We start from the raw sequence: 15,165 nt of genomic DNA, 5'->3' as shown, positions 1-15,165 counted from the left end.
TGTACCCAACCCAAGTCCAGAGAAAAGTGATGCCAGAGGCTGACCCCAGAGTGATCAGTGTTTGGAAGAAAATACTACAAGAAGTGAAGGAGAGGCAGGCGTGCGTAATTGGTGGTTCAAATGGACAACAAGGCAACAAGTCGGACAAATCAATAACAAATCACACGCTGAGCCCACACAGCAAGCAAATGCACTAAGCGGTAGCGCCCTCGTCGCAGAGAGCCCTGAGGCCCTGTTAAAACGCCATATGCCCCTGCTGCAGAACTTGAGTGCGTTCACGCAACTCGATGAGACCCGGTTCAATCAAATTTACATGGAGCTCTTTCGAAATCTTGCTGCCTGGTGCCAGCACCTGCCCGCAAGTGAACGACATCATCATGCTCACCTTGGTGGTCTGTTAGAGCACAGTATCGAAGTGGCTGTGTACTCAGCTCGAATCGCAGGTCGATTCTTATACATATCTGATGGAGAGGAACAGATCTCTCAATGGCAGGCCTTGTATATCTTCGCGATGACTTCAGCGGGTGCATTGCACGATATTGGCAAACTCCTCACAGATGTGGATGTTGTGGTTATGAAGGGGTCAAACATGACGCCCTGGTTGCCACACCTCGGCCCCATGGCACCGGGTACCAAGTATATCTACCGATACAATGACCGCCGCCAGCATGGCGTACACGAAGTCGCGAGTCTTCCACTGATATTCCAGATCATGCCAAAAGCAGCGCTGAGTTGGATCTGGAAAAAATCAATCATCCGCGATGAATGGCTTGCCACTATCGGCGGTAAAGCAATGGAGCTAGGGGGAAATATCGGTCGGTGCGTAATTGAGTGCGACTCGCAATCAACAGGCGACGCCATGGCAGATGCCCCAGTTGCAGTAGCCGCACAAGCCACTGTGAATAGCTCTCTTGCAAAAAGGCCGCAAATCCATGCTCTGGCCATCAAGGGAATTACACTGTCACTACGTGACTTTGAGCCGAACAAGAAAAATTCACCCTATTGGGTATCCCAACACTTCATTGCTTGTGTCGCCCCGCGGTTCGTTGAGTGTATCCGATCTGCGCTCGGTACCGAGAACCAGTTCCTGCCGGATAACACCAGCCTGATTTACGACACCATGGGTGACAACGGCATGTTGATCCTGAACGTGAATGGGAAGGCGATGCACTCGCTGATGTTCACGCCAAATCAAAAGCCACTTGCTGTTGTGCTGGTCAAACGCCAGGTACTAGACCCAGATGCAAAGCTTCCGGTCTACACCGGTAGGCTTCTGTGTCCATCTGTCGATGAACAATATCATCATCAGATCCCTGGAGAAGTTAAGCCGGCCAAAACTGGTTCATCAACAAGCGATGCGAAGCCGATTGCTAAACCTGCTCAATCACAAGTTCGTTCGGAACAGAAGGCTACTTCTACTCAGACGACGCCGAAGATCATCACTGCTCCTGATGCCAAGAATCCGAGCATGGAGTTACAGCCTCAACAGCATCATGAGCAGGTCCAGCCTAACCTCACCGGTGATCAGAGCTTCACTGAAGTTGCCGCCAAAGAAGAAGCAGGTATCGTTGAATACCCATTAACAGTCAAAACTACAAGCGACGAATTCAAAAGGTTTGTTCAAGGAACCGAGGCGCCGGGTGCAAGTCAGGAGACGCAGCAATCCGCGGCACCCTCTATTAAAAAATCGATTTCTGGTCGATCTGATACCGCACACCAATTTATTGAGTGGCTACGTGCACAGATCATGACTGGAGCACTCCAGGTAAATGCAAGAGCAGGCGTGGTACACATCGTTTCAGAACGTAGGCTCTGTTTCGTCAGTCCGGGGCTGTTCTACACCTTTCTAGATCAAAATGGCGCAAACAAGAACCTGGATCCAAAAGCGAGACGAGAAGCGGTATCTAAAGTTCAGCATGCCATTGCATCGGTACTGACGTTCGAGCGTTCTATCTTGGGTAGCACAATGATCACAGCTGAGATTGTTGGAATGCGAAAACGAGCTGATCTTCACGTGATGGTGCTAACAGCACAGGGTACTGAGCAGCTAATGCTTGACCTCGACTTTGACAATGCAAACAGATTCATAACACTAGGCGATATCAGATAGATATCGCAAAAAAAAAAGACACAAAATTTGTGGTGATTGCGGGAGGATAATCAGTGAACGGGCTTGAAGAAGAATTGGATCTTAGAAGGCTTGATGGCGGGGAGAGACTGTTAGCAATTGCAGAGCTCTACGGCAACGAGCAGCTTGAAATCCCAATTGATACACCTAGTAGTTACGAAGAGGTGATGGCCTCATCGAAGCGGTTTATTCGCGACTACCGAGCAAGCTGGAACAGCATCGTTAAGTTTGGTGCGGATAAGCTCCGGTCAGCATCTGCCATGGAAATCAAGAACGTGGCCGCTCTTCTCTCGCAGATTTGCGACGGTCCGGATATGTGGGACAACAATCCTGCAAGTCCCATCGAAGGTTACAGTGTTGGCCAAGCCATTTCACTTCTGGTCGCCAAAATGCCGGACATCACGATCACCACGGCACCAGAACATATCTCTGAAGCACAACAAGACCTCACATTTCTTGATCACGCAATCTATCTCACAGCCGAATCAATTTCCTCAACATATGGAATAAAGCTATCAACGCTCACCCATGGTGGCTTCTGTGTTGATCTGCGTAGCGTCACCACCAGAGTGCAAATGGTCAGAGCAATCCCCCTACTTCTACTCGGGGCACAATCATCACGAAGCGAATCACTGGCGGCCGGCCTGGACAAATTAGCTCTTCGAAATGGATATCGCGATGAAAACGAGATGGCAGAGTCAATTCATATGCGATTCAACCTATCACGATCGTCTTGGGCCAACGCCACAATCATCTCCATGATCGATGAATCAAACGACAACACAATTCACGCAGCTTGTGGCAGACTAATGCGGTTGATACGACGCATGTCGATCAGTGTGGCACTAAACAGCGGAGAGTGTGATGTCGAATAAACGGGACAAATTGATCGCATGCTGTGGCTCACTCCTGGCAGAGATAATCAGGCACGCCATCCTACATCGTTCATATGCGACCCCCTTTTCTCACAACCTAACGGGGTATGGGCTTGAGCAATTTTGCCAGAATGAATTCTGGATAAAGACGCTTCAATTCAAACGCCGAGTGATGGATGACATTCATGATGACCCAAGCGGATGCTTTGGGACTATCGATCTTCGCCCAGTATACAGTGCCATCGCCAATGGTATGCCTGCACGCGACGAAGATGCAAATGCTCAGTTCCCCCGAGCCCTTCTACTGCATCTGATCAGCAGCAGCTTCACAAATTGTGATTTCCTAGCTGATGTATGCCTTCTAAAAAGGGATGAACTTATGTCAGTCGTTCAATACTGCAGGATGAATCCAAGCAGGCTGGGCTCACTTGCAACATTGATACTTCCGGAGCACATAAGGTTGTCGCCAGACATCGCTATGATCATCGGGGAGACATCAGAACAGCATAACGAAGTGATCCGAACTCAACAGCTTCTGTCCATGCTAAAGATTCACAGAAAGAAGATAGGGATCATTACAGGCTCACCAATTTCAGCCATTCAGTGGATGGGGACGCAAAACACCCCCGGGCGACCAACGTCGAAAATAGACCCACGTCTTGAAGGGCTTGTGATCCATACTCTGAATCTCTTCCAACCAAATTTCGATGTTATGGACCCTCTGGATCTTTACACGCAGATCGTCAGGTTCATCGTTGAATTTTACCAAGGCGATGAGCGCGAAGAAATTTCACTAAAGCATGCAGGGCAGCATCTCGGCGTACTTATGGGTAGGATTTCAAAGTGGAATCAGGCTGACGTCAGGAGATGTACCAATGCATGTAGTGGCATGGGACTCAACATCACTATCACACCCAGCATCAAAAAAATGGCTACACAGGTATACCACGCTGTCGACATCATCATTTGATCAACAAACGGAGAAATAGAAAAATGAGCAGCAAACTGATTCTTGGAGCCCTCAGCAATGAAGAGGCCTCGAGCACACCGAACAATCGGGTAACCGAACTGGGCAGACTCAGATCACATATCAAAATCGAGATCCATACCTATGAGGGTGCCGCACTGTTCTCCGGCGTAAAGCGTGAATCGGATCAGGACGGTACTGACGACAATGGTCAGAAGAAAAAATTCACCCCACACAATCTGACCATGTTGGCGCAATCAATGATGATCCTTGAAGGGGATATCCGACTCGACAATCCCTACGCAGACTTCTGGTTTGATTCAATCTGGACAGCAATCACAGAGTTCAGAGAAGAGTTGAAAACTAAAAAGCAGTCACTGATTAGCTACATGGAAGACCGGGTACCAGAGAACTTCACCTCATCTGAATCATTTTCCGTGAAACCCATAGTCTACCAGGTTCGTAGTGGTAGCCAGCTCTACTATCAGTTCCTGTATGCAGTCCTGGAAATTGATTCCTTCATTCGTCTTGTCATGCTTGCAAGCCATGTCGCACTGCTGAGCCCGAGTGCAAGAACCACTTACATTCGGGATGTTATGCGGGGTTGCCGAGCACTCATTTCGCGCGCTGCATCCTATCGACACACCCCTGTCACACGAGATGACGTTTCAGCAAATAACGAGAAAGCTCGCATGGCTGCTGAGCGCTATGAGTCGATTGGGATCTCGCCATCGATTGGTCACATGCGTGGTGAAACCCGGCATGAATTTGCCCCTGAAATCCATAACGTTGCTGAAAGGAAAAGCAACCCTGCGGACGCGTATATCGAACCTGAAATCGTGAAGGAAACAGCAGCCGAAGAGGCATGATGAAAGGAATGGGTGGCCTCTGTCTAAACTCTTTGAAGCAGATGAGCGATGACTATATAGAGGCCGAGATTTCAAATATCGTCAATGAGCTTAATTTGAAGATTCGTAATGTTCTTCCATTAATAATAATCCCACATCGGAGTTACAACAGGATTTACCTCAGATGGAAAATTATCGATGGTAGTAACAGAAGGATATCGAATTACAGTGGTTTCGATCTCCAGCTAGATGAAACAGAGAGCACTCTGGCCATAGAAACCCAAACTCAGCTCGACTATATAAACTCTCAACTAAGCCTGTTCGCCAAGCGAACAAGAAGATAGGAAGGACCCGCAATTATTGCGGGTCTTTTTTATTAGGCGGCACAGTAACAGCACGCCGCCCACGCCATTTGGGGTCGCATGCAACTGAAAAAATATGTGACACAGATCACATTCATTGCACTAATAATCCCAGCCGGTGGGGGTTATCGCCACAAGACAAGCGGCCAATAGCACGGAAGTGATCATGAAGAACGGGCCGGCACACCTCCTCAAGTACGTGTTGGCCTCACAAAGTAGACCCCATTGGGGCCACACGGATTGAGCTAAGCAACCCGCCGATTCCCATTCGGAGCCATTTATTGCATATTACGGTCCGCCAGGCTTCTGGAATGGAAGATCGCCGCAAAGTCGAGAAACACGCATAAAACATTAGAATTCAATATGTTATGATAACACGGCAAGCATTGATCGGTCCGCTTACAAGTGCCGGCGGCAATACAAGCCCAATCCGCCCTGGGGATGTGCAGGCCTACGCCAGCGCATTGGTGCTGGGCCCTCTCATTTCCCCCACACCCCCTTTAATGGTTAAGGGCAGCGCAGCCTGCCCCCTTCCTTTCGCCATTCCCCTTGCTCTTTGGTGGTCGATTAGTTCCCTTGATCAGCCCGGAGTGATCCGATAGCATTGGAATCGTCATGGTGAACATGACCTCAACAACGCCGCGCAGATCGTCGGCAAAAACGATCGGCCAGTTAGTCAGAGTAAATCTGGCCCGACGAAAGGCCCAGGGGGTGCCAGAGGCCGGAATGTAAATTCCTCCCCAACATCAAATAAAATGGCCAGGAAAAGAAACCGGCTTTTTAATTTCAAGATAAACACGAATATTATTAGGGCGCCTGGTGGCGCCTTAACTTTACCTGCAATATTGTCTATCCAGCTTTCCTTCCTATATTACTTGTTTCCCCTCCGTAGAACCCATCTCTCGCAATACCCCACTCTGCTAGATGTCGCAGTTCTTTCCGTCAAGGTTCCTCGTATAGCTCATTGCCTATTGCTGAAAAAATCACTGCCAAAACTGCACCCATTTTCCGGTATCACGTCATGGTAAAATTGGCGACTAAAATCAACCATGGACGCATTGAGATGCAGACAGTAAAAAGTGCGCTGGCAGTAGCGACAATCTGGATGATGATTGCGCAGGGTGTCACCGCGGCAACACAAGAAGATCGGTATGCAATTTCGCGTTACACCACTATCGACACCACTCCTGAAGTGCGCCAATCCAATCCGCTTCTTACCGTTGTGAGCTTTTCATTTCCGCCCACCGTTGAGACAGTAGGGCAAGCAATTAACTACACTATTCAGCAGACCGGGTACACGCTGGCCGAGATGTCTAATCTGCCGGAAAGCACGAAGGTGATGCTTACCTTACCCTTGCCAAGCGTGCAAAGAAAATTCTCATACGTCACGGTCCAAGCTGCGCTAAAGACACTTGCTGGAGATGCCTTCCTGCTTCTTGTCGACCCCGTACATCGCGTGGTCACATTTGTCCCATTACTCCATGATGCAGATCCTTCCATTATTGAAGATAACGGTGCACAACCATGAAAAAGGATAGCAATTTCCTCAGTCGAAAGAGCAGCGAGACAGATAACCTTCTTTCTTCATTTGGTGTTAAACCTACTCTTAAAAACAATCAGGACGACGACATATTGGTTAGCAACAACCAGGTTAATGACGATGCCTATCTCCAAACTGACACCGGCAAAGATAAGACAGATGATATCGATGTAGTCCATGAGATCGACCCGATGGATGTTGCCAGAGAACTTATGGGAGAAGATTCAAGTGCGGGTTGGATTGTTGGGGGAGTAGTAGAGAGCACGGAACAGACAGTCACTGATGAACACACCACAGGTACTGCACAGCATCAAGACATTCAACCTGGCAGTGACGAATTCCTTCCAGAGATTTCCCAGGATGCTTCACTCAAGAATAGTGCCGAAGAGTTAGTAGAAAGCCTTGTGCCCGTCGAACCTTCGTTGGAGTCTATTCATGCAGAGTCTAGTGATAGGCAAAAATCAAATGGCAACATCCTCCGTCGAATGAGAAAGGACAAAAAGCCTACGGTGCATCCACTCACGGAACATGAGCCTGAAAACCAATCGACTCAGGAACGTAATCAGGGACACGTACATGAGAGGTATGATGGTGACCCTATTGGTGGAAGAACCATTGCGGCGGCGTATGTCAGTTTGGCTCTTGGAATTTTCAGTTTTGGCTTAGCCAGTTACACATTTCTATCACTCCCAAAGAATCAAGACACTCAACAGATTTTCGATGATCTACGAACTGAGATGGTCGCGAGGATGGATAAAATCGAATCTAACACCGTAAAGAAAACCAATGAAACAGATGCGGTTGTAGGTGAAATTTCGCGGCATGTGCAGCAACAGGCAGCAGATTTGTCAGCTCTTAACTCAGAGCTTAACTCACTAAAGTCATCTACCGAAAAATTGTCAACGGACACCGATCTTAGTTTGACCTGGGCCAGACAGACTCGTCAGATGGTGGACAATATTCAGGAGTCTGTTGATGCATTGAGGGTTAGTCAGGAGGCCTCTCAGGCAGCCATCAATAAGATTAAGAGTGCCGGTAACCAGACTTTACCTCAAGCAGCACGAGCTGCAGAGTCACATCATACCGCCACAAAACTCCAACCAGTCAGCAAACCTGAAGTAGTCAAGGTCATCGATGGCCACACGCTCTTCGATGTTGATGATTGGGGTGGAATCCTGCTTGTCACCATGATGAATGGTGACGAAGTTAAGCGCCTTCAAATTGGTGATGAAATAGGAATGTGGCGTTTGGAGAGCGCTGAACGTCAATCGAGACAGGCTGTATTTATCCAGGGGGATAAGGTTCTCACGATCGTGGCCAGTGGGGGCTACTGATGCCAAAATGGATTTTACTTTCTGCGACAGTCTTGTTGCTGAGTGGGTGCAGCACTATCCAGAACCTTTCAAGTTCGCTAGCAAAAAGCTTCGAAGAGAAGGCTCCTGAGCCGAAGAAAGTAGCTACCGTCCCCGCTTGCTCACCACAAGACATTGCTGGCCTCCGTTCGCTTTATATTGACTCATCAAGGCCCTACTACTCTGGCGGAGCAATCTTCATTTATGGCCGGGATGGCTCGCGCTGCCTTCTACCACTGAGGTACTTACGATGAAATTTAAGCATGCAATCTTATCCGCCACTTTTGCAGGAACACTCAGCATCTCAGCACAAGCCGTAGAACTGAGGTCAGGAGCAAATTCCAATCTCACAACCATTGGCCAATCTACAACACAGCGGGATTCCGTGCCTGCAGTTAACGAAGTGCCGTCGTATCTGCAGTGGACGAATGAGGATCTGCGGCAATCAAAGGCTTGGGGGATGAAACAATCAGAATGGATGGAGTACAAGGAGTTGATGTCCACCGGACCGAATGCTGCCTATTACGCCAATAAGCCAGAACTGACTCCACCCATGGTCATGGGGATCAACGCCAAGACTGATTATGATCGCACCCGATATGCCAAGCTTTCAGTCGAAATGGAACGCGCCCGCCTGGCAAGGGAGGTTCAGTTTGATGAAGCAGTTAATCAATACATTAAGACGCTGATCCCGAACCACCCGGTTTGGATGTCTGATTTGGAGAGAAGAGCTTGGGCCAAACGTAATGCTGAATCTGGGGTGGACAGCGCCAAGGCCGCGGGCTTAAGCAACAACAGTGTAGCGGTACCGATCAAAGACACGAGAACAGTTGCCTATGCTGACGCAGAAAACTGCGATGTCAGGTGCACCGGATTCATCAAGAATCTTGCCACCCGTTCGAGCAAGCTCAACCGCCTTGATCTTTTCGTCATCAACGCCAGATCCGATGAAAATCTGTTGTCCTTCTCTCGTGCTGTCGGGATCTCAACTCAGATGCTGGCTGATGGTAAAGCGACCGTAAACTATGACAGTGGATACTACGCTCGCCTTAAACCCGCCCCAGGGTTGCCGGTGGCATATAGGGTCCAACTCAACAACACGGTTGAGTTGAAGCCATGAGGACTAGGACGATCAGTGCAACAGTCATGCTGGCCATACTCACCTTTGCCAGCCCCTCACAGGGTAGCGCCTCAACCGATGTTCAAGGCCGCCATGCAACGAAACTGGTAAAGGGAACAAAGCCCCAAGTAGCTCCAATTCCACCAGCCTACTATGAAGTAGCCATGATTAAGCGTGTGCCGGCGGATCTTCTGTATTCAATCTCATTGGCCGAAAGCAAGTTGTCGACAAACAAGGGGCGGATCGTGCCTTGGCCATGGACGGCAAACTTCAAGGGGAAAGGGTATAGGTTCAAAACTCGCGTTGCGCTGTATCAGTTTTGCAAACAGCTAATTGACCAGGGACACCGATCCGTAGACATCGGCATTGCCCAGGTGAATTGGCGTTGGCACTCTGGAAGGTTTGGCGGTGACCTTTGGGCGGCCACGGATCCATGGACGAACCTCAACGCGGCTGCTGAGTACCTATCAGAGCATTACCAAAAATCCCGAAACTGGTGGCAGGCAACCGGCCAGTATCACAATCCAAAGGATGCGGCGAAAGCCGCAGCCTATCGCAATTCGGTGTATAAACAATGGCAATATGTAAAGCAAACCATGCAATAACCGTTGTGGGGATCATGCTGGCGATGATCGCTGGCAGTGCACATGCAGAGGTGCCATCTCCAGGGGTTGTGATCTACCAGAATGAGAGTGCCTTCCCTATCAAGAATTGGGTTGATGATCAGTTTTACTCCGACTTGAAGAAACCGGACTCTCTGGATCAAATCAAGTCTAACCTCAAAACTGCCATGGAGAATTTCAAACCCTCATCTGCAGCACTGCCAAGGATCTTCCCTATTGAACCAAAACTCATAAAGCCGGTAGTTCTTCCCGGTACCCAGATGATCAAAGAGTTGCCGGACCTCCCCCAACCACTGTTCGTCATCGGCACCGACGAGTACAGCATTCGCTGGTTCCAGGCAAACCGAAAGGTGTTGGAGCAGTATGGTTCGTCAGGTGTGTTGACGAAGGTAAGGAACCAAACAGAGTGGGAGTACATGCAAAAGCTGGTGGCTCCCATGCAACTCTGGCCAATGAATGCTGATGCACTGGCCGATCAGCTAGGCGCCCCAGGCTACCCGCTTATGATCACCAAGTCTGGTTTTTTTCAGTAGCTAGTCCGAGATGGCAACCCCCCATCTGCCGCCACCATGCCGGAGCCCCTTGCTCACCGGCGGGATCCCCTCCCCCGATATCTCATATATGGAATGCATCCATGACTGCCAAATTTGAAATCGAATCCCTGCTACGCCCGCCTGTTGAGCTCTATAGCTCTGCGATCATGTCCGGGGGAGCAGCACTGTGCATGTGGGCGCCTCACACTCTCATGATGACGCCATCGGTCAGCTATGCCTGTGGCAGCATATTGGCGGCCGGGGCCCTCAGCAGGTTTCACGACGGATGGACCGTCAGCAAGTATCATCGCAACCTTACGCGCCTCAGTTACTACGAGATGAAGCCCCAGGACGTTCCATGTTCGCAACGTCTCAACTGGATCGGCCGCGGTTTTGAGTGGAAGCCCATTCACACACAACGGATGATTGAGGCGCAATCCATCAAGGCGATGAAGTACCTGGAGCCCAGCAATCTAAGTAAGCTGGCCCGCCGGGCAGAAATTACCTTGGAGGGGAAAGGGCTGTTGGCAGAGTCGATCGCCAAAGCGCTTCGCAAAGACAGTCCATGGAACCCTGTCCGCCCCCTCCCCCCCGTTGGGGGATCGCCGATCATGCATGCAGTTGAGCCTCATGAAAGGGATGTCTACGAAGACCTTGGAGAACGGGTTGCTCACAAAATCGTGATTGGTACAACGCGTGTAGGGAAAACCCGAGCCGCCGAGATATATGTCGCATCAGATATTGCCCGCGGCGACGGCTGCACGGTCTTCATGGACCCCAAATCTGACGCAGGCATCCTTAAGCGCCTCTATACGGAAGCCAAGAGGCATAACCGCCCGTTCTACATCTTCCACTTAGGGTTCCCCGACATCAGCTGCCGCTATAACGCCGTGGGCTCATTCGCCAGGATTTCAGAAGTGGCCACCCGAGCCACCAGCCAACTAGCCAGTGAGGGAAACAGTGCTGCATTTGCGGAGTTCTCTTGGCGATTCGTAAACATCGTTGCACAAGCCAGGGTTGCAATGGGTAGTCGGCCGAGTTATGTGCAGATCCAAGGCGATATTGCTGACATGGAGCCGCTATTCAACGACTACAGCGAGTATTACTTCGAGAAGCACCGGATTGCTCGCTGGCGTGAGGATGTGAGCACTATTGAGTTGAACATGAAGGCTCCACCCCGGCACATGCAAAGCCGGACCAAGCGAACAGCAGCCCTGGAAGCCTACATAAAGGGGAAACGTATCTTTGATCCTGTGCTGCTGGCCCTGCTATCCGCAATTCAGTACGACAAGACCTACTTTGACAAGCTGACTGCATCCTTGCTGCCGTTCGTAGAGAAGGTCACATCTGGCCGGCTGGTTGAGCTGGTGGCCCCAACATACGACGCTAAAGACTCTCGACCCATCATCGACTGGATGACCATCATGCGGCAAAAGGCAGTGGTCTATATCGGTTTGGATGCCATGACAGATAAGACCGTAGCTGAAGCCATTGGCGGTTCCATGCTGTCCGACCTGCTCTCTACCTGTGGCTATCTGTATAAATACGGGATGGAGAAGGGGCTTGTGGACGCAAAAAATGGCGTGTTGCCGAAGGTTTACCTCCACTGCGATGAATTCAATGAATTGGCGACAGACTTCGCTATCCCGATTCTCAACAAGTCCGGTGGCTCTGGCGTGAGGTTTACAGCCTACACCCAGTCAGTGTTCGACCTAGAGGCCAAACTAGGCGATGCTGCCAAAGCCCAGCAAATGCTGTCAAACTTCAATGCGATCATCATGCTGCGTGTCAAGACAATAGAAACAGCTGAGCTTCTCACCAACCAGTTGCCAGAGGTCACGATCAGCGAGTTGGGCGCATTGAGCTCTGCACGTGATAACTCCGACGTGACCAGTACCATTCACTTCGAGTCGAACAACTCGGACACCATCGCTACACGCCAGGTTCCACTACTACAACCCTCCGACATTATTCGCCTGCCCAAGGGGCAGGCCTTCGCTCTACTCGATGGCGCCAAGCTCTACAAGCTGCGTTTCCCGCTGATGGATGACAAGAAAGACAACATACCGATCCCGAAAGACGTGGAAGAGATCTGTGCATTGATGGAATCGAACTATCAGACCTCGGATAGCTGGTATAACAACTTGAGATCCTGGAAGAGCATAGACAGGCCAACCGCGGCCAATAACCCGTTTGGTCAGACTGCAGCTGGCCTCCCCGATGAACTGGCTGCGAGGGTTGCCTGATGGCCACACCGAATGAACGGATCGATATCCTCTCGTTTGTCATCATCTCCATCGGAATGGTGGTAGGGGCCACCGTCACCGGCGTCATTATTGAATGGTGCGGCATGATATGGTTCTGGCCTGAGCAAGGAGCCCAGCACGCCCTCAAAATGGTGATCGATGAGGCGGGATATCTGAATGAAGACTTCGTTAATGCAGCGCTGTTTGGTTGGACACCGACTGAGGCTATCCATTACATCACACAGGCCGTAACCGGTTCCCCTATGGGCCCCGATGTTTTAGACCCCGCGAGGTACCGATGGCTCACCTCTTGGTCTGCTTCGATTGCTGTTTTCGAACAGTACCTGCTCGCGGCCATCTACATCACAATCGTCTGCCTAATCCGTGCGGTGATCTTGCTGTTTACGTTGCCACTGTATGGGCTATTCATGTTTGTGGCCTTCTTTGATGGGTTGATGCTCAGGGATCTACGCAAATACGGAGGTGCCCGGGAGTCTGGGTTAAGGCACCACTACGCCAAGCGTATGATTTTACCGTGCATGTGGTGTGGGTGGGGGCTGTACTTGGCCATTCCATTCACAATCCACCCCAACTGGATATTGGTACCGAGTGCAGTGCTGTCCTCTGTATCCCTCTGGTTGGCTGTAAGGTTCTTCAAAAAGCATCTGTAATGGAGGTACCCATGACCAGATCCCAGGTCGTAGCCATCCTATCCAGGGTGAGCAGTCTGGAGACATCGCAAGCATTGGAGTTGCTTGCTGATAGCCACGAATCATCCCTCAGCATGAAAGAGTTGTTGTTTGTCTGGGACCGAATATCTACGTGCCTTGATCATCAGCATGCAGGGAACGACTCGGATGCCCTTCTGCGGCTAGAGCAACTAGAGCAAGAGTTGGCCGCCATCGGTACCTACCAAATCCTGGACGCCGGCGAATAGCGCGATCCGAAACTCACTGCGGGGCAAAATGCCCCGCCTTCTTCTCACATACGGTGCTTGATAGGGGGGGGGCCTGCCTTTCGTCAACCACCCACCAATGGTGTTACCATGATTGTTCTTCCTTCCCTACCCTCATTCACTGAGCCGCTTTCCTCTCTTCTTCTACACCTGCAGGCCTGGCCGATTCTGGTTCTACTTGTACTGCTCGTCATGCTCGCATTTGTAAACCCAACCCGCAGGCCAAGGGGTAAAAAAGGAAGACATGAGGTACGGATAGAGCAATCGGGTTCTGTACTGGCAAAAATTCGGGGATTATCGACGTGGCAGGCCCAGATAGCCTACCTCCGCAAGATCGACCCATACACATTTGAGGAGCTCATTCTGAGCGCATTGGAACTGAAGGGAATGATGATCATCCGAAACAAAAGCTATTCCCGAGATGGGGGGGTTGATGGAAAGGCGGTCATAAGCGGTGAACTGGTACTAATCCAGGCAAAACGCTACCAAAAATTCATCAGCACAGACCATGTGAGAGCATTTGCTGAGCAATGCCGGCAGCAGGAATGTAAAGGCCTGTTCATTCACACTGGACGAACGCCGAAATCAGCTTGGCACGCGGTCAAGGGATCCCCTGTCACTATCATCAGCGGCCCACAACTCATCGAGTTTCTCACATAACTGCCGGTGATCCATCAACTGAGAGAGCCAGGGATGGTCCACCAGCCCCCCCTTCTTGCTAGACCTCTTGGGGTTGCGTTGTCCAGCATCATGGTAGGTTCATCCCATCGAAATCAGCCTAGAAGAGGTCGGAGATCATGAGACATGGACCAACGAGTAAAGACATCGCGAAAGCGCATGTAGATGTGATTCCCGGGTGGGTCATTACCATCTCTATCTGTATGGCTGCGGCCATAGTTCGTCTTGCCTGTGGCTTGGATGATGTTTGGCAACATGAAGATTTCGTTGGATACTTTTCTCTCTGGTCAATTCCGTGGCTAATAGCTGCGGTTGGGATCTTGGCGAGCTTGTCACACAACGGAGAAATCAATAAGCGGGCCCGGGAAATTTACCGACATAGAAAGGGCCAGGAATTCGCCGCTCGCTATTAATTGTTGACATCGGAGCTGCGTGCTCTGGCGTGTCCCAGCGCAGCGCAAAGCCCCCATCGTAGGGGCTCGCGCCACCGAGACTTTAGGATGGCCACCCATTAGTGGCCCCCCCAACTATCCTTACTCCCCCCCCGACATGATCACGACAGCAGATCCTCATTCGTGATTGCGACCTGTCATTCCTAGATTAACCAAGCCGGGAGCGCACCAGGAGTTGCGTCATTCAGCAATATGGTACATTCAACTAATCGAAATATTATCTATCCGACCAAAGAGAGAACATCATGAGCATCAAAGGAATTCCCAAAGTACGAATGCAAGCAAAGGGTCTGTACCATTCCGGAAATGTCGACGCAGCCCAGACCCTGACTGACATGGCCGATGCTTATGAATACCTGGCAGCTGAGTATGGACGGGTCATGGTGCAGGCCGGGTACAGCGCGTCTCGCGAAGAATGCAAGAATGAAGCTCTGGCTTGGCTAGATCCGACAAAGCGCCCGGTAGTTGAAGAAGGTGGTATCTGAA

At 50.5% G+C, this 15,165-nt stretch carries 14 protein-coding genes; all 14 read left to right on the top strand.

Annotated elements, in window-relative coordinates:
* Window positions 1-100: 100 nt before the first annotated feature.
* The 14 genes from ACPW75_RS25205 to ACPW75_RS25140 all read left to right on the top strand — a co-directional run bounded on the left by ACPW75_RS25205 (window position 101) and on the right by ACPW75_RS25140 (window position 15,164).
* Entirely contained in the window at window positions 101-2,110 is a 2,010-nt protein-coding gene (locus ACPW75_RS25205) for a TraI domain-containing protein (protein ID WP_210538254.1), read from the top strand.
* A 53-nt stretch (window positions 2,111-2,163) separates the two neighbouring features.
* Window positions 2,164-3,003: a hypothetical protein gene (locus ACPW75_RS25200; RefSeq protein WP_210538255.1), complete on the top strand. Its 840-nt coding sequence runs from the start codon at window positions 2,164-2,166 to the stop codon at window positions 3,001-3,003.
* A gap of 379 nt (window positions 3,004-3,382) precedes the next feature.
* Window positions 3,383-3,973 (top strand): hypothetical protein, encoded by a 591-nt coding sequence (locus tag ACPW75_RS25195; RefSeq protein ID WP_210538256.1) that lies wholly within the window; start codon window positions 3,383-3,385, stop codon window positions 3,971-3,973.
* Between the two features lie 23 nt (window positions 3,974-3,996).
* Window positions 3,997-4,839: a PFL_4669 family integrating conjugative element protein gene (locus ACPW75_RS25190; protein WP_210538257.1), complete on the top strand. Its 843-nt coding sequence runs from the start codon at window positions 3,997-3,999 to the stop codon at window positions 4,837-4,839.
* A 1,404-nt stretch (window positions 4,840-6,243) separates the two neighbouring features.
* Window positions 6,244-6,708, top strand: a complete 465-nt coding sequence (locus tag ACPW75_RS25185; protein ID WP_210538258.1) for a hypothetical protein — start codon at window positions 6,244-6,246, stop codon at window positions 6,706-6,708.
* Entirely contained in the window at window positions 6,705-8,054 is a 1,350-nt protein-coding gene (locus tag ACPW75_RS25180) for a hypothetical protein (RefSeq protein WP_210538259.1), read from the top strand. The genes ACPW75_RS25185 and ACPW75_RS25180 overlap by 4 nt, the downstream gene beginning before the upstream one ends.
* 268 nt (window positions 8,055-8,322) lie before the next feature.
* Complete coding sequence (locus ACPW75_RS25175) at window positions 8,323-9,192, top strand: hypothetical protein (protein WP_210538260.1); 870 nt, start codon at window positions 8,323-8,325, stop codon at window positions 9,190-9,192.
* A gap of 26 nt (window positions 9,193-9,218) precedes the next feature.
* Entirely contained in the window at window positions 9,219-9,797 is a 579-nt protein-coding gene (locus ACPW75_RS25170) for a transglycosylase SLT domain-containing protein (protein ID WP_210538261.1), read from the top strand.
* A 14-nt stretch (window positions 9,798-9,811) separates the two neighbouring features.
* A complete protein-coding gene (locus ACPW75_RS25165) occupies window positions 9,812-10,348 on the top strand; it encodes a PFL_4695 family integrating conjugative element protein (RefSeq protein ID WP_210538262.1) in 537 nt (178 codons plus the stop codon).
* Between the two features lie 101 nt (window positions 10,349-10,449).
* A complete protein-coding gene (gene traD, locus ACPW75_RS25160) occupies window positions 10,450-12,594 on the top strand; it encodes a type IV conjugative transfer system coupling protein TraD (protein ID WP_210538263.1) in 2,145 nt (714 codons plus the stop codon).
* A complete protein-coding gene (locus tag ACPW75_RS25155; RefSeq protein ID WP_210538264.1) occupies window positions 12,594-13,265 on the top strand; it encodes a DUF4400 domain-containing protein in 672 nt (223 codons plus the stop codon). The genes traD and ACPW75_RS25155 overlap by 1 nt, the downstream gene beginning before the upstream one ends.
* A gap of 11 nt (window positions 13,266-13,276) precedes the next feature.
* Entirely contained in the window at window positions 13,277-13,531 is a 255-nt protein-coding gene (locus ACPW75_RS25150) for a hypothetical protein (RefSeq protein WP_270703502.1), read from the top strand.
* A 108-nt stretch (window positions 13,532-13,639) separates the two neighbouring features.
* Entirely contained in the window at window positions 13,640-14,209 is a 570-nt protein-coding gene (locus tag ACPW75_RS25145; protein WP_210538265.1) for a restriction endonuclease, read from the top strand.
* 715 nt (window positions 14,210-14,924) lie between these two features.
* On the top strand, window positions 14,925-15,164 hold the full coding sequence (locus tag ACPW75_RS25140; RefSeq protein ID WP_160838349.1) for a hypothetical protein: 240 nt from the start codon (window positions 14,925-14,927) through the stop codon (window positions 15,162-15,164).
* The last annotated feature ends 1 nt before the right edge of the window (window position 15,165 follow it).

Origin of the sequence: Aeromonas sp. FL131 (assembly GCF_049860615.1) — a bacterium.
Lineage (GTDB): Bacteria > Pseudomonadota > Gammaproteobacteria > Enterobacterales > Aeromonadaceae > Aeromonas > Aeromonas hydrophila.
Note: the sequence above shows the minus strand (reverse complement) of the source record. Positions and strands in the feature narration are given on the sequence as shown.